Below are 24,996 nucleotides of genomic sequence, written 5' to 3' on the forward strand. Positions count from 1 at the left end.
CTTGATGGCAATTAAATATATTTTTAAATACACCATCCTTAAATATCTCAGGGGGGTGACGAACTAAAACTTTAAAATTTTATCAAATACTTTTTTAATTTTAGTGGTGGGTTGTTACACTCACCACTAAAATTAAAGGGCAATCAGTTATTAAAACTCTGACAACTATTATAATTGAATTAAATTCGTAAGACTTCTCTCATGTTGGAATAAATTATCTCTGAATCGAACTGGCTTGCAGCATAGCTAGTTACATTTAATTTATGCTGACCATCCAAAATATAACTAACCAAAGCTTCTTCATCTGAAAATATATTACTGCTAGGGTATACAGTTGATGCCCCTTTCCATGGTAAAATTACTGGTATCGCGCCTGACGCCATTCCTTCTGCAACGGCTTGATGACTCCCTTCATAATCACTAACAGAAAGCAAATAATCAATTTGTTTATACCAATCATCCATATCATTACCATGAGAGTCAAAATATACATTTCTCTTCCATGGTGCATTTTCAATTTTTTTAAATAATTTTGTGTATTTCTCGAGCTCACTAACATGTTGAGGATTATTCATCCAAGGCAGTTGTTCCGGCCTCTTACCTTTAACACGCAATTTGAAACGCTTATCTATGCCCCATAATTTTTCAAAAATATTTATGGCTCGATCTAATCGTTTCCCCCAGGGTACAATACCGACTATGCCCAATGTAAAGCCATCGCTATTTCTATTCTTAGAATTAAATCTTTTTGTGTCAACTGTGTTAAATATCATTTTAGCTTTAGATCTTGGTATATCAACCTTCTCTACAAACTCCTCATAACGATATGGAGCAATAAAAATATAACCATCAATCTTTTCAGCTTCCGATTCACAAAGATAATCTAATCTCTGAATCTCTTGTCGATGAACCCTTACAAAAAGTTTTTGACCTGGTTTTTTATTTCGGGAATACCATCGAATATTTCCTAAACCCCACTCACAAAATATAATATCCGATTGTTCTAACTTAACCAAACTTTGTGTTTCATCATGAACTGTGTGGCCTTTCCATTGATCTATCAGAATATCATATCTCTCATCTTTCTCAAAAGACCGCATGATATCTCCGATAAACTTAAGGTCATGGCCGGCAAATAGAATTGTATCTTTCTTATAGCTTACTAACCGTCTTACAATGTCTTGATGATTTACCCTTTTGGAAAAAGATTTGTAGGCCCCATATGACATTTTTGCAGCTTCACTATAAAGCTCAACACAGGTTAACGCTTGAAAGCACTTTTCTGCTGCTTCATCACAATCGTTTGCAAAAAGTGGATAATTTTGACCTAATAAATCCTTGTGCACTGTTGTTGGTCTGAGAATTACAGGTTTACCAGCACTCATGTATTCAAATAATTTTGTAGATAATTCCTGTGAGTTGTTATTATCAATTTCACTTGAGCGTAATGCAAAACCAATATCGGAACTACGTGACAATCCAATACTTTCCTGCCGTGAAACCTCTCCAATCCAATTAACATTACTATCATTTGAGAAAAATTCTTGTACTTCTTCTCGTCTACCACCAAGATCACCGTGAAACTTATTTCCTGCAATATTTAATTTCACATAGTGAAGTTTCTTTTTTAACTTCTTGAAAGTATCGACAAGACCTGGCGTCCCCCATTCTTCAGAAAACTTCCCAGTATAACATACGGTGTTAGAGCTATTTCTGAAACTAGGATTCTTTACTATTGGTGGAATCAATGGGGGCAAGATATAAATGTGTTCTTTCGGAATAGAAAAATCTGAGGAGTAGCTATTCTTCATTCGCTCACTTTGCACAATAGTAAATGCAGTCTTATTTAGAAGATTTTGTATCTCTTTATTTTCCTCAGGGGAAAATTCACCCCTTCTCTGAAAAGGCTCAAGGGTGTAATAAACAAGCCTGTTAGGTAGGAACTCAATAAGATCCAGTCCTAAACTAATATTACCACGGACAAGAATCCTCTCATATTGATTCTCATTATCTAGGTCACGTATGGATTCTACCACCTGTTCCAACTTCATTGGCTTAGGGTGTTTTTCTATCCGTTTTATATTTTTTATTTCATTAACTTGTGCATTCAATGGGCCACCTTCATCTGGGGCTTTTTGCAGAAAATCTAACTGAATTCGAGGGTCATTCGATAATAAACGCAAGAGCTCAACAAGCCAAACAGAAGACCCATCCATAATATTTAGATTTACATCCGCATACACTAATAATTTCAACGTATTCATGCTGCGAACTCTCTATTTGATTGGTTTGATTGCTCTACTTGGAATTGTGTTTTAATTGCTTCATCTTCTATGAAATTTTTGGAGTAGGTATCTTGCAGGTCCATTTTTAATTCAACACCATCAATAGGTTTAGCGAACTCTGTAAGAACTCTAAAAATTTCTTCATCGGTATTTCTATTGAGATATGAGTGTAAGAGGTTACTGTTTTTTAGATTTACAACAAGCCTCTTGCGGTGGTAGCTCTGTTTTTGGAATGCATTTCTTGCAATTTCAACCTCTTCATCACTACCGACAGTATATACAACATTAATAATTGGCAGGTGTGGCTCTACAAGTATGCCTAAACGTTCGCAAACTTGTTCTAGGCGATCTGCCAAAGTATGTCGTCCAAGGGTTTCTCGAACTCCAGCATTACTTATACGCTGATATTCTTCTGGGTTCTTCAAATGGTTAAGAAAATCAGATATCTCTCTTTGATTATCGCTTGCACATACAATCCCCCCAAATTGTGTTATCACACCTTCTGAGTAATTGCTAATAACTGGTGTTCCACATGCTAATGACTCATACACACGGCGGGCAAACATAGTTGGACTATGTTTTACGGTATTTAAATTTATGGTATATCGATAGGATTTATAAGCTTTACTCATTTCATGAGGTTCTAAGTAACCTACAACATGACTTTTGTATTTCTTAGGAAACTGTAAATGTGCAGTCTCCCTTTTTAAACACCGATCATAAATATCGTAATTAATTTCAGCTTGTTTTAATCCAGCTACAATTGTATGGAAGTTTTCACATCGTTCTTTTTTATCACTGTAATAAGATCCAGCAAATGCCGCTTTATTATTCCTTGGTGACATACAAATGGGGTTGTGCACCTTTGGCTGACAGAAAAATGATAATGCTTGTGCATCAATTCCATAGTCTTTCTTATAGGCCGGAATCATATTTGCATCACTGGTATAAACGTAATCGAACAATTTAGCTGTAGGAGCAAAGCGTTTATAGTGAACAGGATCTTCTTTAGCCCAAAAGATGCTTGGTATACCTTTTTGTCGGCAGTAGGTAATGACTTTAATTAATTCATCCATTCTGTTGGGGCCGTTGGAAGTATAGCCATACATTAAGCCACTCCAACTGTTACCATTGCCAAACCAACAGCTTTCTACAAATAAAAAATCAGGATGCTTTTTTTCTAATTTTTCCCGCCAGTTTGAAGGGGTAATCAAAGTAAGGTTTACCTCCGGCCGAAAGCATTCCATGGTAAATTCATCAAGAATTGCTGCGACTTTAATATCTGACAGTTTACGCAGTGGAGTTTTTGTTTCTTCTCTACTATTAACGGAGGGAGTTTTAATAGTAGGGTTAACTTTAATCTCAGATTCGAGAATAAAGTTACCATCTAGCCAGACCTTACTTTTAGCATTCCATCGCTGCAACCCAATAGCGGCCTCCACAGCTCCTTTTGGTGGCATCAGCTGGACAATTCGTTCTTCTTCAGCGCTGATATATGAAAATGAACCTACTGTTTTAGACAAAGGTAGACCTGAATAAGGACCAGGAATTTCTTTCTTTTCCTTATCGAAATATTTAACTCTTACAATGATAGATTTGCTATGTTTATCTTCTGATTTTTCAAATTTAAGTTTTGCATTTAGACTATGTGGAATAAACTCATTGACTCTAAAATTTTCCCAAAGAGGTTCCTGATTTAACTCTATTAGATCTTTCTTCTTATTAAAGGCTTGAAATTCTCTAACATTAAACTCACGAACTATTACTATCTCCCCTTCCTGATAGTTAAAAGCACAAAAACCAAGCTCAATTTGCTCAACTCCTTTAGGAATAACAAATTTATGTCTCTCCTCTAACCCTTTATCAGATTCAAGGTACTTAAAATATGAATCAAGATGTGTAGACTTCGCTAACTTCCCTAGCGGCTGATCTATTTCATTTCCATTCATATCTTTTGATTTTAACAACATCACCGCTTTACGTTTATGATGCTTATGTAATTTTAACGAATCCTGATATTCTATGTTTGCATCAATAACAAGTTCCTGTCCTGGAACAACTTGAATTTGGAACCAAATAGGCTCTTTATTCGCTAGCGGTAAGGGTTCAATTTTTTTTATTAATTCTCTTGGGTTAGAATTATTATTAGACTCTTTTCTTTCACAATTCTTGCTGTTTAGCCCCTTTAATATATTAACCAATGGTAATATACGTGTAGCCAACGTTAGGTCATTAATTACACTATTCTGTGTTGCAGGTTTCCTTAAGCTTTCTTGCAAACATTGTGTTAAATGGCTAGGTACTTCAGCCTTAAATGTAATCAAATCTTCATATTTGTTGTCATTTTCAGCCAAAGGAATCACATCAGATATTACGATTCGCTTTCCATAGGCCATTGCCTCAACCAGCTTCATCGGTGATACTAGTTCACATACCGGCATTTTTTTTCGCGGGATTACTACCGTTTCTATTAACGCATAATAATCTGCTACTTTCTCATGAGCTACACGACCAACTTGAATTAACCAGGGCTTACTAGCAAGTCTTTGATCAGCCGCAATAAAATCATTTACTGGCTGCTCATCACCTACCACCAATAATTTTATATTTTCTCCTTGCTCAATTAGTTCGGCACAAGAATCCATCAATAGATCTAATCCCTCATAAAAATTCAAGCTGCCTACATATCCTATAACTCTATCATGTGACTCTATACCCAATTTCAAACGTAAATTATCATCTTCGGGATTTTTCTTTGGAAAAGAATTAATCCCATTTGGGATAGCATGTATTTTGTTCGCACTAACTCCACGGTCAACCAATTCTGATCTCATTGCGAGATTAAGAGTAAATACCTCTAAGGCCTGCTTACTCACAAAAGAGTTACGCTCAGCTTCAATTTTAAAAAAAGAGGTGTTTTCAAAATTTGGTTCCCGGGCAGCACGAGAAAGTTCCCAGAAACCACGAACTTCATTATAAAATGGTAAATTGAGGCGTTTTGCCGCGATCCATGCGGGTAGCCCAATAATATAGTCTGAGGCAGCTAATACTACTGCTGGTCTATAAACTTGGAATAACTCAACAAAGCGCGCCACACAGGCTTCCAGGTGTGCTGTTTCATCAGCCGGTGTTTGATCATTATGCCAACGGCTATGGATGTATAAAACCCCATCAATTTCAGCCTCTGCATTGATTATATTTTTCTTTGCTCCCAGCTCCCATGGCCGACCCGGACGAACAATACATAACGTCTCAAAGCCATGGCTATTCAATTCCTTTGCAACCTCCTGAGTTCGTACTGCATATCCGTTACTGGCATAACTTTGCCCATGACTAACTATATAAGCTATACGCTTATCAATAGGGGTATACAATCCATTAACGGGGTGGCGCGCAAGTGTTTCAGCGTGTTTTAACAGTACATCCATAGGAAATTGTGTCCAGCGATTAGCAAACTGATAATTACTATTAGGTTTTAGCGGCAGGTTCCGCTCAACTAAGTACCTAGCTAAGTAGGCCTACTGAGTCGATAATGAAATTCTTAGCTGATAGGTTTTTAATTTCTTCTGTGAAAGGGCTATGTTTAACAAGTATACAAATCACATCAGCTTCATCCAGAGATTGCCTCAAAGATACAAGTTCTATATTTTCTCGTACAAGATCCTTCGGAAGGCGTTCGATATTAGGCTCAACAACCTGTACCTGACATCCTAATTTTGAAATTTCGCTTGTAATACTCAGTGCAGGACTTTCACGTAAATCGTCAATATCCGGTTTAAAAGCAATGCCTAGGCATGCCACTTTAATATCACTTGTGGTACACCCAGTTTTACTTTCGCATGACTTGATCAATGCATCTTTAACTTGATTCAATACCCAACTCGGCTTTTTATCGTTCACCTCACGTGCCGTGCGTATCAAATGTGCCTCTTCAGGACATGAGTCAACAATAAACCAGGGATCTACGGCAATACAATGACCTCCAACACCTGCACTTGGTTGTAATATATTTACTCTAGGATGACGATTGGCGAGGGAAATCAACTCCCATACATTTATATCTAGTTTTTCACAAATAATCGACAATTCATTCGCAAAGGCAATGTTTACATCTCTAAAACTATTTTCGGTTAACTTCGCCATTTCAGCAGTTCTAGCTGTCGTTACCAAACATTCACCTGAAACAAAAATTTTATACAGAGCTTTGGCCGCTTCAGAACATTTTGGTGTCATGCCTCCAATGACACGATCATTTTCAACCAGCTCACGTACCACGTGTCCAGGTAGGACTCGTTCAGGGCAGTGTGCAATACGAATATCGGAAGATTCGCCATGAGTTTGGGGGAAGGTAAGATCTGAACGAATCTCAGAAAGCCATTCAGACATTTTTTCAGTTGCTCCTACAGGAGAGGTAGATTCTAATATTACTAGATCCCCTGATTTTAGAACTGGGGCTAAAGCTTTTGCAGCAGCTTTAATGTAGCTAAGATCTGCTTCATGATGATTATTCTCAAGTCCTGACTTAAAAGGCGTAGGCACTGCAATCATAAAGGCATCTGATGGCTGTGGCTTAGTTGTAGCCTGGAGATATCCTTCTGTTACCGCAGCGTGTACGATCATATCTAGCTCAGGTTCTACAATGTGAATTTCACCCCGGTTAATCGTATCCACAGCATTTTGGTTTACATCTACGCCTATCACTTTTTTCCTCCGTGAAGCGATCACGGCGGCAGTAGGTAATCCAATATAACCTAACCCAATAACGGAAATAGTTTCAAATTTCATAAACACCTTTAAAGAACTTTCCTGCTTGTTATTTTAAAAGTAAAGCAATTAATTTACTCTGCCTTTTAATCCTATTTTTTTAAACTGATTAATTCGTTGATTATTTTTTCACAGGCCTTGCCATCACCATAGGGATTATGTGCAAAGCTCATTTCCTTATATGCACTCTCATTTGTGAGCAGCAAATTTAGTTCCCGAGTAATATTATCTACTTCCGTCCCGACCAGCTTCACGGTTCCAGCAGAAATAGCCTCTGGCCGTTCCGTAGTATCCCGCATTACTAAAACCGGTTTGCCAAGTGAAGGGGCTTCCTCTTGAATACCTCCAGAGTCAGTTAGAATAATATTGGATTTATTCATTAAGTAGATAAATGGTAAGTAATCCAGTGGCTCTATAAGGTATATATTCTCTATTCCCTTCAATATACGATTCACTGGTTCACGAACATTTGGATTTAAATGTACTGGGTATACTATTTGAATATCTGGGTGTTCTTTAGCGGTATTTACTAATGCCTGACAAATTCGCTCAAACCCACCACCAAAGCTTTCTCGTCTATGCCCCGTTACCAAAAGCATCTTTCGAGCATCTTCTAAAAAAGGAAATTCCTCCCTTACCTTTTCATAAGTTGACTGGTTGCTATCAAGCTTATGGACGACTTCCAGTAGAGCATCAATTACTGTATTTCCTGTAACAAAAATACTCTCTTCTAAAACCCCTTCTTTTATTAAATTATTTTTGGAATCATTTGTAGGAGCGAAATGTAATGCGGTTAAAGCACCTGTAAGCTTACGATTCGCTTCCTCTGGCCAGGGTGAATAAATATTCCCCGTCCGCAATCCTGCTTCAACATGCCCGACAGGGATTTGTTGATAGTAGCAAGCCAAACTCGTTGCAAAAGTTGTCGCTGTATCGCCGTGCACTAATACAATATCTGGCTTTGATTTTGTCAATACTTCACGCATTCCCTGAAGAATACCCGTCGTTATATCTGTTAAATCTTGCCCCGGTTTCATCAAATTCAAATCATAATCTGGTTTTAATTCAAATAGACTAAGAACTTGATCAAGCATTTCTCTATGTTGTGCGGTAACACAGACTGATGCATCAAACCGAGTATCACGCTGTAACTTTAACGCCAAAGGAGCCATTTTTATCGCTTCTGGGCGTGTCCCAAACACGATTAGAACTTTCATCTCCACATTCCCCTAAATAAACTTATCTTTTTGCATCCATAATTTGATACTCAAGTTCCTGACAACGCAAAAAATACTTTTCTAATAAACGTTGAGTTTCTTTTAATTGCATGAGAACTAAATCATTTGATTGAGAAAGATCTCTATTACTTACCTGAAAACTGTTACTCCCCTTATTTAAGTCAATATCAGATCGTATATTCAGTTTTTTATGATCTACAGGCTTTACTTCACGCCCCTCACTTCGTCCGAAATTTAAGTAATGTATAAGTGGGTTCTCATTATTCTGAACGACATCAGGATACTGTTCTTGATAACTTACACTACAAAACGAAACCGAAGGGTTTCTCCCCATTCTCCATCCATAACGTAGATAATGCTGTTCAGGTGTTAGCTTTTTGCTTTCCACATCTGGATGCTGATTTTTGTACCATTCAGCATCAAAAAGAGGAGATTCCATTAATAATTGAATTTGATATCTCTCATCCATTACAGCTTCCTCATAACTCATCACTTAAAAAATTTCGTTAACACCTAAAACTTACTTCTGGTAATTGTTAAGCACTATAGGTCTCCACCAAGTATCATTTTTGAGATACCAGCTAATAGTTTTCTTTATACCTGATTCAAAAAATTCACTCGGCTGATATCCTAATTGTGAAACAGCCTTATCTGTGTTCACAGCATATCTACGATCATGGCCAGGGCGATCAGAAATAAAAGTTATTAATTCTTGTGCCCTTCCTTGTATTGCATGTACTGCCAGAGGATATTGTTTTTTTAGTTCAGGGTCTCTGGAAAATTCTTTATTGATTTTTTTACATATCAGCTTAACGATATCGATATTGGTCCATTCATTATTCCCACCTATGTTATAACACTCCCCTAACTCTCCTTTTTGTATCGCCAGCTCAATCCCACGGGCATGATCAGCTACAAAAAGCCAGTCACGTACTTGCTGGCCATCACCATATATAGGCAATGATTTGTTCTGTAGAATATTGGTGATTACTAGTGGTATTAGTTTCTCTGGGAAATGGTAAGGCCCATAGTTGTTCGAGCAATTACTGGTTGTAATCTTTAGGCCATATGTATGATGGAAAGCACGCACCAAATGGTCAGAAGCTGCCTTACTGGCTGAGTAGGGGCTATTAGGTGCATAAGGTGTGGTTTCCCTAAATGGTGAATCCTCAGAATTCAAAGCTCCATAAACTTCATCCGTGGAAACATGATGAAATCGATGGCTATCTTTGTTTATTCCTTCATCCAACCACACCCTCTTAGCAGCCTTAAGTAAACTGTATGTTCCGATAATATTGGTTTCAATAAATGAATCTGGACCACAGATAGACCTATCTACATGACTTTCTGCCGCAAAGTGTACCAGCGTATCAATTTTATACTCTTTAAGTAGAGCTTCTACTAGAGATGTATTACAGATATTTCCATGACAAAAATAGAAATTAGTATTTTTTGCTACCGGATTCAGATTCGCTTTATTTCCTGCATAGGTTAAAGCATCGAGAACTATAATTCGATCCTCAGGGTGATTTTCCATCCAATAGTGTACGAAATTCGCACCTATAAACCCTGCGCCACCAGTCACCAGTAAATTACTCATTCTGTAGCTACCACTTCTTTTTATAAAGTAGGAAAGAAATAATTGAATATATGCATAGCTCTAAGTAATCGATAATTAAATATTAAAATATGACGTATTTAACTTCTAACTTTAGGCTCCTATATCCTTTTTGTAAGTTACAAAAAAGGATATAGGAATCGAGTATACTTTTTAGCTATTAACTTTTTCTTGTAACACTTGACGCAATGCTTGACGCCAGTGCTTTAGCTCAATACCTAGATCTTCTACGAGGCTACTTTTATCCAATACACTGTATGACGGCCTTACCGCGCAAGAATGATATTCGGCATTTCCAATTGGTATAATATTGACATTAGCGTCTTTGGTTAGCACCCCTAAATTTTTGGCTTCCTCATAGATCGCTACAGCAAAATCATACCAGCTGGCTGTACCGGCATCGGTGCAATGATAAATACCGCTAACTTCCGGTTTGCTTACCAAAGTAAAGATAGTTTCAGCCAATGTTATACAGCTAGTAGGGGTACCTATCTGGTCTGCAACTACACCTAACTGATCACGGTCGCGCATAAGTCTAAGCATAGTGTTGGTAAAATTAGCTCCGTGGGCGCCATAAACCCAGGCTGTCCGTAAAATGACTGCTTGTGGTAATACACTTTGAACGGCAGCTTCACCAGCAGCTTTACTTTCTCCATAGATACCCAATGGACGAATCGAATCCTGAGGTTTGTATGGGCTACAACCCTGGCCATCAAATACAAAATCTGTGGAGATATGTATTAAGCGAGTATCCATTTCGTGACAGGCCCTAGCTAAGTTTTCCGGACCCGTAGCATTAATTGCGAAAGCTTGCTCTCTCTCTGATTCCGCCTTGTCTACCGCCGTGTAGGCAGCGGCATTAATCAACGTATCTGGTTTGTACTTATTAACAGCTTGCATAACCTGATTACTATCTGTGACATCCAGATCATTGCGGGTTAGCGCTACCAGATTGACATCGCGCGGTTTGCGTTTTTGTAATTCTCTTGCCAGCTGGCCATTTCTACCTGTTACTAGGATTCTCATTTACTTATTCACACTGAATTAGTTAGTGCCAACTGTTCCTGTCCCTTATGGTGGAAACTAGGAATGATGAAGCTTATCCCTCAAAGTTACATACCTGAGCCTATTCATTATTTTGGCTATACTTTGAAGAATAGATCTTGTCTACAACGAGCCTTTACTCGAAAACAAACGCTTCTTTTAAATATTTTCCCTCAGCATCTTTAGCCGAGAGTTTTGGCTCCTCGCCATTTACCAAGGGCCATTCGATCGACAGTTCAGGATCATCCCAGCGGATGGAGTGCTCATACTCGGGTGCATAGTAATCAGTACATTTATAAACGAACTCTGCCTCAGAACTAGTGACATAGAAACCATGAGCAAAGCCTTCCGGCACCCAAAGTTGGCGTCTATTTACTGCTGAAAGCGTCACACCAACCCACTGGCAAAAAGTTTGCGAATTTTTACGTAAATCAACCGCCACATCAAAAACTTCACCTTTAGTGACTCGAACCAGCTTACCTTGACACTGCTTGGTTTGGTAATGGAGGCCACGAAGTGTTCCTTGTGTAGATTTGCTGTGGTTATCTTGAACAAAAATTCTATCTTTACACTCTTTATTGAAGAAATCCTGGCGAAAGGATTCGTAAAAGAAACCACGATCATCATTAAAGATTCTAGGTTCAATAATTTTCACATCTGGAATTGCGGTTTCAATCACTTTCATGCGGTTTCTCTAACTGCTGATTTTTCTCAACATGGGTCAAGCATTTAGGTCAAAGTAATGTGGCTAAGCGTTGCTGAGTTAAAGAGGAGATTTCGCCATTTTCGTACAATAGGTTCATGAGATATTCACCATACCCACTCTTCAAAAGTGACTGAGCTTGCTTTTCCAGCTGCTCTGCGCAGATAAATCCCTTACGATAGGCTACCTCCTCTGGGCAAGCAATTTTCAACCCCTGACGACGCTCCATAGTTTGAACAAAATGTGCGGCCTCAAGCAGGTTGTCATGGGTTCCGGTATCCAACCAAGCACTACCACGGCCTAAGAACTCAACGTTTAGTTGATTTCTGTTCAAGTAAGCATTATTGATATCAGTAATTTCTAGTTCACCACGAGTACTAGGCTTCACTTCTCTAGCTAAGTCACACACCTGATTATCATAGAAGTAAAGACCAGTCACAGCATAATTAGATTTAGGTTGAACCGGCTTTTCTTCTAGGCTTATTGCTTTACCTTCCTTGTCAAATTCAATGACTCCATAATCCTTTGCATCTGCTACTCGATATCCGAATACCGTTGCACCATCTTCACGTGCATCAGAGCGCTGCAGTATCTGACTAAAATGTTGGGCATAAAATATATTGTCGCCAAGTACTAAAGCACTACTATTGTTTCCTACATGATCACGGCCTATCAAAAATGCTTGTGCTAAACCATCTGGGCTTGGCTGTATCGCATAGCTAATATTAATACCCCATTGTTCACCACTTTCAAGTAAGCGCTGGTACAAATATTGCTCTTCTGGAGTAGTGATAACCAATATATCTCGGATACCCGCAAGCATTAGAGTTGTCAGGGGATAATAAATCATTGGTTTATCATAGACGCCCATCAGTTGCTTGCTTACCCCTTTAGTTAGGGGGTATAAGCGCGTACCAGAGCCACCAGCAAGAATAATTCCCTTCCTGGTTGAGCTTCCTTTTATTTCCATAGTTTTCCCCTGAAGCTAAATAAGCTGCTCCCTCCTTATTATGTTTGCTTTCTCACTCTCAATTACCAAAAGTAATTAAAAGAAGGAAGTAACTTTAAGTTTTAGAAGGACAAAACTGCCGCCGTTCCTACAGCAATACGATAAAGAATTTCTGTGACATCTTTAGTCACCTGTAGCTCACTGGAGCGCACTTCTGGCATCACCATTATTTCATCGCCAGGGCGCAAGATATCCTTCAGACGATTATCGAACTTCCTTTTTTTAACCCGGCTGATTGTGCCATCCAAATGCAGGATCACCAGTTCATCTTGATTGGCGTTATTGGAGAAACCGCCAGCCATTTCAATATAATTTTCCAGTGTATGGCGCGCATTAAATACCAGTGATGTGGGGAAAATCACTTCACCTACTACTGAAACGGTCGAGTTCTTCAGGGGCACCACCAGCCTGTCACCATCTTCAAGCAACATCGTTCCAGCATTGGGATTGTTAGCCAGTATCACTTGACCACGGGGATGTGCTTTTCGTGCCTCAGCAATAAATTTTTGAATCATTGCCGCATTTTCAGACTGAGCGCCTTTTTCTAACTCAGTGTTTGGCTGGCGGGTAAGAACTTCCATCTGAAGTGCATCAAGGGAGCGTTCTAGTGCTGCACGCTGCTTCTTGGCCACGCTCTTACGATATAACTGCACTGCAGATTGATCGGCATTACCGCGATACTGAAGCTGCGACAAGAGATCTTCCAGGGTTGCGCCATAGGGAAGGACATAGCTGGCAGGGCCATCCAATTCACCACTTACGCTAACGGATATCGATTTGATGTCGTTATCTCTAACCAACTCAACTCTGGCCCCAGGATAAAGCGCAGTATTCAGAGCTTCCTCTAGAGGTAAATAGCTGGCTTGCTGCTGATCATCGATCACTTGGGTAATACGGGCAAAATTAGCCTGCGGATCTGGCTTGGTAACCAGTAACATCTCCCCTAACTGGGTGTAAGGACCGTTAAATTCAATTTCTGCGGCCTGTTGCACCGCGCCTTCGATAGAAACGGCTCCGTTACGTGCTCCAATAACAATGGTATCACCATTACGCAGCTGCAATGCGGGCATGCTGCCCTCGGTAAGGAATTTATACAGATTGACGCTTTGCAACAGCTGATCACCACGTACAACTTTAACATCTATAAAGCTGCCACTATCGCGATCAATACCACCGGCACTATCCAGATAGTAGAGGATGGAGTCAGAGGAGTATCCATTATATAAGCCTGGATTTTTCACATAGCCAGTTACAAATACTTTGACTGGCTGACTCGCTTCCAGATTGGCATAGGCGCGCACATTTTTCTTAAATACGCTTTTAACGTGACGCAGAACAAAATCATTGAGTTCGCCATTTTTCACGCCGGCTACATGTACCGGCCCAACCTCAGGCACAAAAATATTACCCTGGGGGTCCACCGCCAAGGTCGCGCTAAAACTATAGGCGCCCCACAGCTGTAGGTTAATCTGATCACCTACGGTAATACGATAGTCTGGGTTAAAGCCACTAAAGGGCTGATCTTTAAAAGCACCTTGGAATAGGGATTGACCAAAGACCGGCACATTGGATCTGGGAATCTCTGTAGATTCATTCTTATCCAACAGTTGGGTTTCCAGGGCCTGCGCATTTGGCAAGGCAAAGCCAGTCAGTAAGCCTAATAATACCCCAAGGGTTTTTAAGTTTCTCACGATCATTTTTTCGGTTTTTTAGTTTGTGTATCTATTTCTAAAGCCCAAATTTTGAATTAAAAATTTTGGCTAGTTTCGTTTTCAATAATTCAGCTACTTTCAGTACCCTCTAAACCTTCAACAGGGATTAACGATACTAAATCCTGTGGTCGCGGATACTGGATACCAGCATCTTCACAATGCCATAAATTAATAACAGGATAATTGCCAAGCTAGTGAGGTTATAAAGTTTGCGTGGATATTCCGCTTTCTCAGCCAACGACGGCTGACTGACAACCATTAAATGCTTCAGCCGTCCGGAAGCCTCCATTCGCGCTGTCTCCAAGGCTTTAAGGGATGCGGCGTAAGCATCGGTGGCAAACTGAAGATTCAATTCCAAATTCTGAAAGTGTGCACTCAAACTGTTGAGTCGCTGTTCTCCCTGAGCGTCTGAGACACCTACAAGGCGTTCCTTTTCTGCAGCTATTTGCCCTTCCAAGGCATTAATTTCAGCCTGCATAGAGACAATCTGAGAGGAATTAGGATTAAGGTAGGTTTTGGCCGCAGTCAGCTTGGCACGCTGCTCAGCAAGTTTTGCCTCCAATCCTTGAATAATGCCGCTGATGCCTTTGGTAAGCTCTTCTGGGCTGACAACTTTATTGCGGTTTTGAAAGTCGAGAATCTCCTGCTTAGAGGCACGGAGTTTATTCTGCGCCAACTCCAGCTCACTGCGAACAAAAGCCACTTGCTTGTCAGCCAGCTGATTGCTAATCGCATTTACAAAATCTTCAGATTTCTGGGTAACAGTTTCAACTAACCTACGAGCAAATTCAGGCTCAAAAGCCTGCATTTCGATTGTAATAATGCCAGTCGACTCATCGTAATCAACTGCAATATGTTTGCGGTAGTACTTCAAATAATCTTCCTGGCTGGCCTCCGAACCGAGACGAGAGAAGATGTCGTAGCGATCGCTCTTGTAGTAATCACTTAATTGCAATGTTTTATCCAGATACACCGCCATGTCCAGAGACTGGATATAGTTGACCACTAGGAAGGCATCCTGATTGTCTATTCCCACCCCAGGCAACAGGAAACCGAGCGAGGGGGACATTCCTTGGCTGGAACCGTTGTCTTTTACAATAAGCTGGGTACTACTGACATAGCGATCCGAAACAAAGAATAGATAATAGGCGGATACCAGAAACAGCGGTAGGCCAACACAAAGCAGTAATCCATGCCAAGAGCTCATGCGCGAGCGACCTGCACCAGGTTGTGGCTGCGGTTCATTCGCAGCAAAACTTGCAAATATACCTTTCACAACCTCAGCGGTTCTTTTAAATGCGCCACTATCGGGCTTAGTCTTTTGCTCTGTGACAAGCTGCGTATTTGTTTTCATTGTCTATGCCTTAAGTGCCTGTGCGGCCCTGTTCTGTAGTTGCACCTTGGGCTTGGGGATTCCCTGCTGATAAACCTCTATAGCCTCTTCTACGGTATCGTATATCTGTAACCCTTCCGGCCCGAGATAGATACCAACATCGCAGTTCTTTTTCAGTTGCTGCATTGCATGGGCCACAATAATAAAATTGGCTGATTTACGTCTCTCCGCGATAATCTGCTCACATTTGTGTTTGAAATGTGCATCGCCAACCGACATCACTTCATCTACTAAGTAACAATCAAAATCTACAGAAATACTTAGGCCGAACGCTAAGCGGGAGCGCATACCAGAAGAGTAAGACTTAACCGGTGCATTAAAATAATTACCAATTTCTGCAAAATCCTGAACTCTATCTAATACCTTTTGCCTAGCCGTTCCCCAAATCCCGTGAATACCGCAGATAAACTCGGCATTCTCTCTGCCTGTCATACTACCCTGGAAGCCACTGGCAAGCCCCATAGGCCAGGATATGCGCTCGTTGGTAATGACTTGTCCATAATCGGGATAATCAATGCCGCCCATAATCCGTAACAGGGTTGATTTGCCGGCACCATTACGTCCAAGAATGCCAATATTCTTGCCTTCAGGGAAAATAGCATTCACATCTTTAAACAACATTTTGCGACCATTCGGTGTTCGAAAGGACTTAGTCAGATTTCTTAACTCGATCACTTGCTGCGTACCAAATCTCTCCACTGGCTGCGGTAAGCCAACAAACCAAAAGCGAGCATTGCTAACGAACTGAAAGCCAGATAAGGCAAGTCTGCAAACATGCCGTGATAACTACTGAACAATCCCTCACGGGTTAACTCAATCACATGTAACAAAGGGTTCCAGGCAAGAAATGGATGGTATTTTTCAGGTATCTGTTCCAGGGAGAAAAACACTCCCGACATAAAATAAAGTGGTCGCTGGATTAAGGATCCGAACTTCGAAATCTCAGGATATTTCGCGCCTGCTACACAAAGAGCCAAACTCATGCCGAATATGAAACAAAGATAGAAAATGTTTACTGCAACTAACAGTAGAAAGTTATTAAACTTTGCTGATATACCACCCCAAGCCAGTATCCCTAATAGCCCAACCATGCTTATTATGTATATAGCAAACTCCAACATCACTCGGCTCAAAACGGCATCAAAGGGGCGTAGTTGTCGATAGTTGAAGAGACCACGGTTAGAGTCCACCGTAGCCATAGATTTACCAAAGCAATGGGAAAAAAATAAAAACGGAGCGATACCACCGAGCATGAACAACGCAGTGGGAATCCCAGGATAAAATTCCCGCCCAATGAAACTAAAGATCGCAGCCAAAACCATGATATGCATGGTGGGCTCCAAAAGAGCCCAGGCATAACCCAACTTCCACTTGCCAAACCTAGTTTTCATTTCGCGCACAAGCAGTGCGTAGATTACATCCCGCTGGATCTGCCAGACAGTTCGCGAAGTTTTTGGGCCCATAGCAGCTTTTCTTGAATAACTGTGAACCAGTCCCGCTATCTAAAACGTGAAACTGGGATAATGACTTCAAATCCATTTGGAAGGATTTACTTCAAATACCCGAGTGATACTTGGTAGAACTTCACTCATCTACTTCTGATAGCTTCAAAGCTTGCAGGAATAGATGATGATGACTCCTCCTGAGTACATCAGCAGCCTTGTTGGTCAGCGCGGCATATTATCGCGGCGATTGATCTACGTCACACTAAATTAATTACGCGCCATTACGTGAACCCCGTCTGATAACTTGCTTTCTTACAAGTCGCAGAACTTACACAGATTAAAAACCAGTCTCAATGTGCGTCTGGTGCCTGTCATCAATGGGCAAACAAGTAGCTCTCTCTTAACTTACTTTGTGAGCACTTACCTCTCTCTAAAGCCATAACGAAAACACAGTATCATTTTTATACGAATCGAGCTGATTTTATACACATCCATAAATGTGATAGGACTAAGCCCCTAAGGGTTTACCCCCAAACTTGCAAGGTAATTTTTCAAAATCGCTACCAAAAAATTGTGGAATGGCCCAGCATCCAAGACTTGCTCTGAATTCCCCTAGAAAAATAGAACTTGTACTAGATGTAAATATGAAAGGGAGCAGGGTAGCGCTCTAGAAGTTGGTTAGCACTCACAACCTACTTAAAAGTCATGCTGACCTCATATGCCCGCAAGTAATCAGTACGGAAATCCTCCTATCGATTAAGGAGCAAGATTTACAGACACAACTCATTTCCGAAAATGACTTGAAACTTTGGTACAGTTTTCATGGGATGGCTAGGCCGAGCACTCTGAACTTGATCATGTTTCGCAGTGAGCAGGCACAACACACGCTAGCTTGCAAAAGCATCTCTGCCTACTATCAAAATTATGAGTGTACAAACACAGTCGTCTAATAACTGAGCAACTTCGAAACATGTTTTGAGCATATGAGGATCAAATCTTATAGCTCTTTCATACTCTGCTCCTACCTTAACAGCTGGCTCCACTGATACTTACCCCCAATAAAGTCAAACCCTCAATAAAGAAGACACTCTTGATTGCTAAAAAGTGCGTGTCCATGACATAAAAGGCACGGCTCAAATCTTTCATAGATTCAATTTTCAACAGCTGCCATCCACATAGAATCATCCCTTCTGTGTTACCACCTGGGCAGCGACATGCGGTTAACTTTGACCAATTCATAAGCCAGCTAAACCTGCTGGCAGGCTGAGAGCAGGTAACTCAGTCGTCTGGCTAGGAAATGGCCAGACCTAAGAAACCCCATATGGTGGGTGACACAGCATTGCCGGACAACCTCTAACCGGACCCGTGCCACAGGGAAAACTGCTGGCGCTATCGCCGCCCGGATGGCTCCAACAAAATCTTCAAAGCATCCTTTGAGATACTTTGCGTATGGCGGAGCAGGCCAATGCTCACCGGGGTGATAACGTAAAACGCAAACCCGGCAAGGTACCCGATAGAGTCAGCTTTGCTCATCATACCGTGCACGATATGGAATGGCGGGTGGAGAATGACCCACGCTTACCCAGTAAAGCCAGCTGGCGTAATCGCTGTAACGCACTGAAGCGGTTTGGGGAGGACTTTGAGGCCATCCACATACACAAGGCCAAACTCGCGGATCTGCGCAAATGGTGGGAGTCCCTTACCTTTCACCAGCAGCATGCACGCCGTTCGGAATTTAATAAATTCTTCAATTTTTTAATGGCTGAAGGATTGTGCAAGCTCGAAAGCAACCCGTTTACCACTACCGATGATCGACCGCGCCTACTGGAAAAAGGAAAACCTACCAAGAAACGTCAACGCCTAACCCTAGAGGCTTACTGGACCATTTATGAAAAGGCCGGTGAGATGGGTTATGAGGCTCTGCAAATAGCTATGGGTATCAGTATGCTCACCACTATGCGCCGCGCTGATATTTGCGAGCTGAACTTTGAGAAACACCTTCAAGGTGACCACCTTCGCAAAACGATTAATAAATCTGAAGCGCAACGAGATAGCCTCGCCGCCAGCCACTTAAGTTTTAATTTATAAACCCACCAACAACTTGGCAAACTTATTCACCGCGCAAGAGAACTTAGCCTAAGAAATTACCGCTGCCCCTATATACTGAGCCACACACCTAAGCAACGGCGAACGGGAAAAATTAAAGAGCATGTTTGCCAGGTAATCCCCGACCGGTTGAGCGATATGTTTACAGAAGTTCGCAACGCTAGCGGACTCTATATCGGCTTACCCAAAAACCAAACTCCACCCAGCTTCCACGAAGTACGCAGTCTGGCCTCAAACCGGTATAAGCGAATGGGGTATGACGTTAAGTCAGTGCAGCAGCTAATGGCGCATACCGATGAACGTGTCACACAAGCTTATCAAGCGGGACACGGCATCGATTATGATGAAATTAGTATTTACTTAGATGAAAAGACCTTGGGTAGAGAGTTTTGAAAAAGTTATAAACACTCTCTATTCAGCATATCACAATGCAATACATTAAATTACTTCTTATAGATTAACTCCACTTAAAACACCCCTTACCTCCCCAGAAGAAAGCAAAAAAGTAGACTCTATTTCCCTCTTAATTTTATCTGCATCTTTTGAATTTATAGCTTGTGCTTTTAGATGAATATGGCCATTGTCATTTTGCATTGCCCCATAACTAATAAGTCCAGGGTGATTCATTACAAATTCAAAAATTTCATCACGAAGAGAAGGCTTCACACCCTCAAGACAAATATCTATATCACTTCTGGAAAAATCAAGCTCTGATCTGTTATTAATGCGATTGTTATGTTCTAGGCGATTCATTGAGCGTCTTAAATTTTTCAACTCTTCAATAATAAATTCCTGCCCAGAAACCTCTGCCTGGTCAATCTTTGCTATTTTAAACTCACCAAAATGCTTTAAAAAAGTTGTATAGTTTTCATCTTCTGAAAAATTTTTATATGTGGCTTTTATCTTTTCGGAAAGCTTTTTCTTAAAATCAACAATTTTTGAAAACCTGAGATCTCTTGGATATTCCAAATGCTCTATTGCAGATGTATCAAAAGAATATGTTGTTTTATCATCCTTTATGATTATAGTTGGCTTATCAAATGCTAACCTCATCCCCAATTCAAACATAACATTAGGGTTTTTACCGCTAACATCACAAACAACAATCGGATTTTCGTATAAATTTTGAATAATTCTTTTATGAATGATACCCACCTCATCAGCATTACTTACCAGTTCACCATAAAATCCTGCAGCACGTGCGGATTCAGAAACAATCCCCAAAACTTCAGCCCAGTGAGATTCAGAGCACCCATCGATAGATGAAATAGGCATTACTATTCCACATTGTAATTTTTCTTCACTCATTATAATTCCCTGTACCCTTAACGAAAAGAACCACCCTAAATAGAACCTTACACAACTATACTTTTATTGATCCTGATACACTTAGAATTGATTTATAGATAAAATAAATTAATGCTTATATTTTTTACTGACATTTTCACAAGCAGTATTTTGAAGCCACCTAAGACGCCGCTCACTTATTATAACGTATGTTTTTAGCTCCAAGACCATTCATATAAACCATTTAAAGAGTCAAACATTCACAAGAAACAATGATACTGTTAAATATTTTATGGCTCATTTTTTTGTAGTGACACTCGAGCACCACCAGTAAGCCGTTCAACTCTCTGGTATACAAACAGATACAGATTTGATGAGAACATTCCTACAACAACTGAAACAAGAATCATTGAATAAATTTCATTTCCTACTCCAGAAACCGCCACACTTACATCTTGCGAATCTTGAGCTTGCGAAACTGTCACATAAGGAGCAACTAACGCCAAAAATATCTTACTCTTAATCCCAAGCCATGAGAAGGAGGCCATCAAACCTGAAGAAAAAACCAACTTTAAGTTCTCTATGACCTTCAAGCCTGAGAGCATCACTCTTGATGAAGCCCCTAAAATACCAAAAAGCAAAGGAACAGCCAAAATAACGACAATATTATACGCATCAGTAATAACTAAAAGTGTATCTTTGTGCAAAGTAAAAATATTAGGATTTAGGCTGGCTGTATATATCAACGCTGCACCAATCATAACCAAGCCGTAAAGAACTAGAATAAATTGGTAAGTTTCCTTTCTACCCATTGAAAATAAAAATTTTCTCTCATTATTATTATCATCTATATCCTCACTACTATTTATTTTGATAATTTTTTCTTCTTTACTCATAGCCCCCTCCAATTAAGCAACCTTACATTTAACCATCATCTACGGCTCCATTTCAGTTTTGCTTCGCTCAGTGACTTTACTTCTTAAGCCATCTTCCTCCAATTCTGGTAAGGAACTCACAAGTGCAGATAGCTCATCCACAAGTTTATATGCCTTCTCATGAAAGGCCGCCAACTCTCCAACAGTAAAAGTTATATAACTCTTCTTATGCTTCTTAGTGTTTGGCATGCCACCTGAAAAATTAGTACCAAAAATCTCATCATCAGTGCTTCGAATCCAACAAAAGTGCGCAAATTTATTACGACTTGCCCTTAATTCTGTAATACGATCATTAACATCTAATATTTCCTTCAACTGATTTTCATTAATCAAAGAGCAGTTATAACGTTGCTTATGAATATCAACACCCTCCTTGATAGCGGCTTGGAGTTTTACTGCGCTCATCTGATCTGTATAGGACCGAGCTAGAAACCCTGGGGTTACCAACAACCGAGAAAGCAATTGGCCCAAAAGTACCTCTATATTCGACCACTCGACAACAATTTTGCCAATAATCGTAAATTGATCGTCTGTTAGTTGAGCATATGTAGATAAATGATTTAATGGCATAACCTTCCCTAGCCTTTAATCAAAAGAAGTTTTTTCCTTGTATTTTCGCCGTTATACATCACTTTTGAAACCCATAAAATCAATGAGATATCGCTTCCTATCTATAGGTCATTGGAACCACTCTTGATCCTTTTATCGGAAGTACATTGGGAGCAAATAGAAGGTTGGATATAGTTAGACTCTGAACGTGAGTGGCAGGCTGCTGTAAAGCAGGAAAGAGAAAAATTTAGACGAAAAAAAAGAGCCCTGAAGGCTCTTTTTTCTTTCTTGCGAGTTTTTGTTCACGTTTTTGTCCACCGGATAAGAGGTCGTGCCCCTCTTCTCGCAACCCCTTGAAATACAAGGGAAATTTGGTGGAGCTAAGCGGGATCGAACCGCTGACCTCAACACTGCCAGTGTTGCGCTCTCCCAGCTGAGCTATAGCCCCAAATCCTTTTTGCTTAACGTTTCCGTTGAAAGCGAGGCGCATTTTAGCAAGGTTTAGACGCCTGTCAACAGAAAAAATAACTTTTTAATCAATTAGTTAGCAACTTAGCCGGCACAGCCCCCTACCGGGGGCTGTGGGGTACTTAGGGGAGTGAGGCGTACTCTTTCTCCCAACGTTTGAGGACTTTTTTCCCGGCGCCGCCCAGGGCGTCGATGGCCTGGCGCAGGCGGGCGCGGCTGAGGTCTGGGCCCAGTAGTACCATGGCGTCCATCACAGAGAAGGAGGCGGTGGTGCCACTAATGGCAACAAACAGGGGCGCGTTGAAGTCCTTGAGCTTAATCTCCATGGACGTGGATAGAGTCTTCACCGCCTGGAAAATACTGTCGCGGTCCCAGGCACGCAGGGCTTCCAGACGCCACAGGGCGAATTGCAGCAATTTCTTCTGCTCATCCAGCTCCAACTTATTGCCACTGAAGCTCTCCTCGGTGAGCGGCAACTTACCGGAGGCAAGGAAGCTCACCAGCGGTGCGAAATCGCCGAAAGTCTCCATACGCTTTTTGGCATGGGGCAGTACCTTAAGCAGGTTCTCGCGGTTAAACATCCAGTCAATAAGGCGGTCGGCAAGCTGCTCATTTTCCAACTCGCGAATCCACAGGCCGTTCAGCCAGGACAGTTTCTCTACATCGAACACCGGACCGCCCAAGGAAACGCGGTGGATATCGAAATGTTCGAGCATTTCCTCCAGAGAAAACTTCTCGTGCTCATCCGGCATGGACCAGCCCATACGGCCCAGATAGTTGAGCAGCGCTTCGGGCATAAAACCGGCACGCTGATAATAAAGAATAGAGGTGGGATTTTTGCGCTTGGACAGCTTAGTTTTATCCGGGTTGCGCAGCAGCGGCAGGTGGCAGAGCACCGGCATTTCCCAACCGAAGTATTCATATAGCAACTGGTGCTTGGGTGCGGAGTTAATCCATTCCTCACCGCGCAGCACATGGGTGATCTCCATCAGGTGATCATCCACCACGTTGGCCAGGTGGTAAGTGGGCATGCCATCGGACTTGAGCAGAATCTGCGCATCGACCTGGGCCCAGTCGATCTCAATAGTACCGCGCAGCAGATCTTCCACTACACAGGTACCGCTCTCCGGTACGTTCATGCGCACTACATAGGGGGCTCCGGCGGCGCGACGCTTCCCTACTTCCTCTTCCGACAGCGCCAGGTCACTAGGTTTCAGTGAGGTGCGGCCGGCTTCCCGCAGTTCTTCGCGCAGCTGCTCCAGCTCTTCGGCGGTGCGGTAACAGTGGAAGGCATGGCCCTTCTGCACCAGTTCATCGCAGTAAGTCTTGTAGATATCACCGCGCTCACTCTGCCGATAGGGGCCGTGGGGGCCGCCTACGTCTGGACCTTCCTGCCAGTCCAATCCGAGCCAACGCAGGCTATCGAGAATCGCCTGCTCGGATTCCGGGGTGCTGCGCTGCTGGTCAGTATCTTCGATACGCAACACAAACTGGCCGCCCTGGGCGCGGGCAAAACACTGATTAAACAGGGCGATATAGGCGGTACCAACGTGGGGATCACCGGTTGGAGACGGTGCGATTCGGGTTCTTACGGTCATGACAAACCTGGTTGAAGATAAATAAAGGACTCTAAAGGCGCGGGATTATAGCGCTGGCCGCGCGCCGGGCACAGATACAAGCTGGTCGCCAATAAGATCTTTTAGGCGCCATAAATCGAAAATTACCCGCAAATGACGTGACTTGCATCACAAAAAAAGTATGATCCCCGCCATAAAGATGGAATAGCTTGACTAACGCATTACCCCTGACAAGTGCAGGATCTTCGCGAGCGGCTTTTCACAGAACGATAACCAACGGCTCAGGAAGATACGCCATGCACAAAAATGTAGTTCGTTCACTGGCCTCTGCTCTCGCAGCAGGCATGCTTTTCAGCGCTTCGGCCGCCACCGTGGCAGCCACCAATAGTGCCAGTAGTGATATCACCCTTACCTTTAACCCGAGCATTGTAATTGCCGATGTCGGCGATATCACAATTACCGACCCTGCCCTGGGTACCGATGCCGTTGCCAGCGATGCCTTCTGTATCGGCGGTTTTGGCTTTCCCACCTTTAGCATTACCTTTGAAAGCAATGATGGCAATAACGATACAGCTTTCAGCCTCTCCGGCAACGGCCTAGACGTTCCCTACAGCGTCGGCTTCGACAACAGCACTAACGGTTCCTTTACTGTGGTTAATGAGGGTGAGCCACTAACTGGACTAGATCGTAACGCCGCTTCTTGCAGTGGTTCCGACAATGCCAGATTCCAAATCACTGTTGCCAATAGCGCTTGGCAGACCAACGATGTGCTGGATGGCACCAGCTACACCGATACGCTGCTGATCACTGTAGCCACAGAATAATTTTGTGGCGTGGCCGGATAGGATTTCCAGCCAAACCCA

The 24,996-nt window shown here is 41.7% G+C and carries 20 protein-coding genes and 1 tRNA gene; 3 read left to right on the top strand and 18 right to left on the bottom strand.

The features are described 5' to 3' along the window. Positions 1-179: 179 nt before the first annotated feature. The 13 genes from ACJJIT_RS15570 to ACJJIT_RS15630 form a co-directional block, all read right to left on the bottom strand. Positions 180-2,264, bottom strand: coding sequence for a glycosyltransferase (locus ACJJIT_RS15570; protein ID WP_444898977.1), 2,085 nt, complete (start codon positions 2,262-2,264; stop codon positions 180-182). Beyond that, positions 2,261-5,713, bottom strand: coding sequence for a glycosyltransferase (locus tag ACJJIT_RS15575; protein ID WP_444898978.1), 3,453 nt, complete (start codon positions 5,711-5,713; stop codon positions 2,261-2,263). The genes ACJJIT_RS15570 and ACJJIT_RS15575 overlap by 4 nt, the downstream gene beginning before the upstream one ends. Positions 5,714-5,789: 76 nt before the next feature. Beyond that, positions 5,790-7,070, bottom strand: coding sequence for a UDP-N-acetyl-D-mannosamine dehydrogenase (wecC, locus tag ACJJIT_RS15580; RefSeq protein WP_444898979.1), 1,281 nt, complete (start codon positions 7,068-7,070; stop codon positions 5,790-5,792). 71 nt (positions 7,071-7,141) lie between these two features. After that, the gene (wecB, locus tag ACJJIT_RS15585) at positions 7,142-8,266 is read right to left on the bottom strand and encodes a non-hydrolyzing UDP-N-acetylglucosamine 2-epimerase (protein ID WP_444898980.1); all 1,125 of its coding nucleotides are present in this window, start codon (positions 8,264-8,266) and stop codon (positions 7,142-7,144) included. Positions 8,267-8,288: 22 nt separating this feature from the next. Then, complete coding sequence (locus tag ACJJIT_RS15590; protein WP_444898981.1) at positions 8,289-8,756, bottom strand: hypothetical protein; 468 nt, start codon at positions 8,754-8,756, stop codon at positions 8,289-8,291. Positions 8,757-8,807: 51 nt separating this feature from the next. Beyond that, the gene (gene rfbB, locus ACJJIT_RS15595; RefSeq protein WP_444898982.1) at positions 8,808-9,887 is read right to left on the bottom strand and encodes a dTDP-glucose 4,6-dehydratase; all 1,080 of its coding nucleotides are present in this window, start codon (positions 9,885-9,887) and stop codon (positions 8,808-8,810) included. Between the two features lie 171 nt (positions 9,888-10,058). Next, positions 10,059-10,931, bottom strand: a complete 873-nt coding sequence (gene rfbD / locus ACJJIT_RS15600; RefSeq protein WP_444898983.1) for a dTDP-4-dehydrorhamnose reductase — start codon at positions 10,929-10,931, stop codon at positions 10,059-10,061. Between the two features lie 154 nt (positions 10,932-11,085). Further along, positions 11,086-11,634: a dTDP-4-dehydrorhamnose 3,5-epimerase gene (gene rfbC / locus ACJJIT_RS15605; RefSeq protein ID WP_444898984.1), complete on the bottom strand. Its 549-nt coding sequence runs from the start codon at positions 11,632-11,634 to the stop codon at positions 11,086-11,088. Between the two features lie 49 nt (positions 11,635-11,683). Further along, positions 11,684-12,622 carry a glucose-1-phosphate thymidylyltransferase RfbA gene (rfbA, locus tag ACJJIT_RS15610; RefSeq protein WP_252084724.1) on the bottom strand — a complete coding sequence of 313 codons (939 nt, stop codon included), beginning with the start codon at positions 12,620-12,622 and terminating at the stop codon, positions 11,684-11,686. A gap of 101 nt (positions 12,623-12,723) precedes the next feature. Next, positions 12,724-14,352 carry a polysaccharide biosynthesis/export family protein gene (locus tag ACJJIT_RS15615; protein WP_444898985.1) on the bottom strand — a complete coding sequence of 543 codons (1,629 nt, stop codon included), beginning with the start codon at positions 14,350-14,352 and terminating at the stop codon, positions 12,724-12,726. Positions 14,353-14,488: 136 nt separating this feature from the next. After that, positions 14,489-15,727 carry a hypothetical protein gene (locus ACJJIT_RS15620; RefSeq protein ID WP_444898986.1) on the bottom strand — a complete coding sequence of 413 codons (1,239 nt, stop codon included), beginning with the start codon at positions 15,725-15,727 and terminating at the stop codon, positions 14,489-14,491. 3 nt (positions 15,728-15,730) lie between these two features. After that, complete coding sequence (locus tag ACJJIT_RS15625) at positions 15,731-16,441, bottom strand: ABC transporter ATP-binding protein (RefSeq protein WP_252084721.1); 711 nt, start codon at positions 16,439-16,441, stop codon at positions 15,731-15,733. Then, entirely contained in the window at positions 16,438-17,229 is a 792-nt protein-coding gene (locus tag ACJJIT_RS15630; RefSeq protein WP_286037003.1) for an ABC transporter permease, read from the bottom strand. Before ACJJIT_RS15630 ends, ACJJIT_RS15625 begins: the two co-directional genes overlap by 4 nt. 1,431 nt (positions 17,230-18,660) lie before the next feature. On the opposite strand from ACJJIT_RS15630, the gene ACJJIT_RS15635 reads away from it, so the two are divergent. Further along, complete coding sequence (locus ACJJIT_RS15635) at positions 18,661-19,299, top strand: hypothetical protein (protein WP_444898987.1); 639 nt, start codon at positions 18,661-18,663, stop codon at positions 19,297-19,299. A gap of 156 nt (positions 19,300-19,455) precedes the next feature. Further along, positions 19,456-19,710 (top strand): tyrosine-type recombinase/integrase, encoded by a 255-nt coding sequence (locus tag ACJJIT_RS15640; RefSeq protein WP_444898988.1) that lies wholly within the window; start codon positions 19,456-19,458, stop codon positions 19,708-19,710. A gap of 57 nt (positions 19,711-19,767) precedes the next feature. Here the strand turns inward: ACJJIT_RS15640 and ACJJIT_RS15645 are convergent, their stop codons facing one another. From ACJJIT_RS15645 to gltX, 5 genes are all read right to left on the bottom strand, one after another. Then, positions 19,768-20,625: a hypothetical protein gene (locus ACJJIT_RS15645; protein ID WP_444898989.1), complete on the bottom strand. Its 858-nt coding sequence runs from the start codon at positions 20,623-20,625 to the stop codon at positions 19,768-19,770. 269 nt (positions 20,626-20,894) lie between these two features. Next, positions 20,895-21,500: a hypothetical protein gene (locus ACJJIT_RS15650; RefSeq protein WP_444898990.1), complete on the bottom strand. Its 606-nt coding sequence runs from the start codon at positions 21,498-21,500 to the stop codon at positions 20,895-20,897. Between the two features lie 39 nt (positions 21,501-21,539). Further along, positions 21,540-22,109 carry a hypothetical protein gene (locus ACJJIT_RS15655; RefSeq protein WP_444898991.1) on the bottom strand — a complete coding sequence of 190 codons (570 nt, stop codon included), beginning with the start codon at positions 22,107-22,109 and terminating at the stop codon, positions 21,540-21,542. Positions 22,110-22,460: 351 nt separating this feature from the next. After that, a tRNA-Ala gene (locus ACJJIT_RS15660) sits at positions 22,461-22,536 on the bottom strand. A 142-nt stretch (positions 22,537-22,678) separates the two neighbouring features. After that, positions 22,679-24,154 (bottom strand): glutamate--tRNA ligase, encoded by a 1,476-nt coding sequence (gene gltX, locus ACJJIT_RS15665; RefSeq protein WP_444898992.1) that lies wholly within the window; start codon positions 24,152-24,154, stop codon positions 22,679-22,681. A gap of 275 nt (positions 24,155-24,429) precedes the next feature. Here gltX and ACJJIT_RS15670 point away from each other — a divergent pair, with 275 nt between their 5' ends. Beyond that, positions 24,430-24,957, top strand: a complete 528-nt coding sequence (locus ACJJIT_RS15670; RefSeq protein WP_444898993.1) for a hypothetical protein — start codon at positions 24,430-24,432, stop codon at positions 24,955-24,957. Positions 24,958-24,996 lie beyond the last annotated feature (39 nt).

It is taken from the genome of Microbulbifer mixtoriginis (SeqCode), from assembly GCF_052467515.1.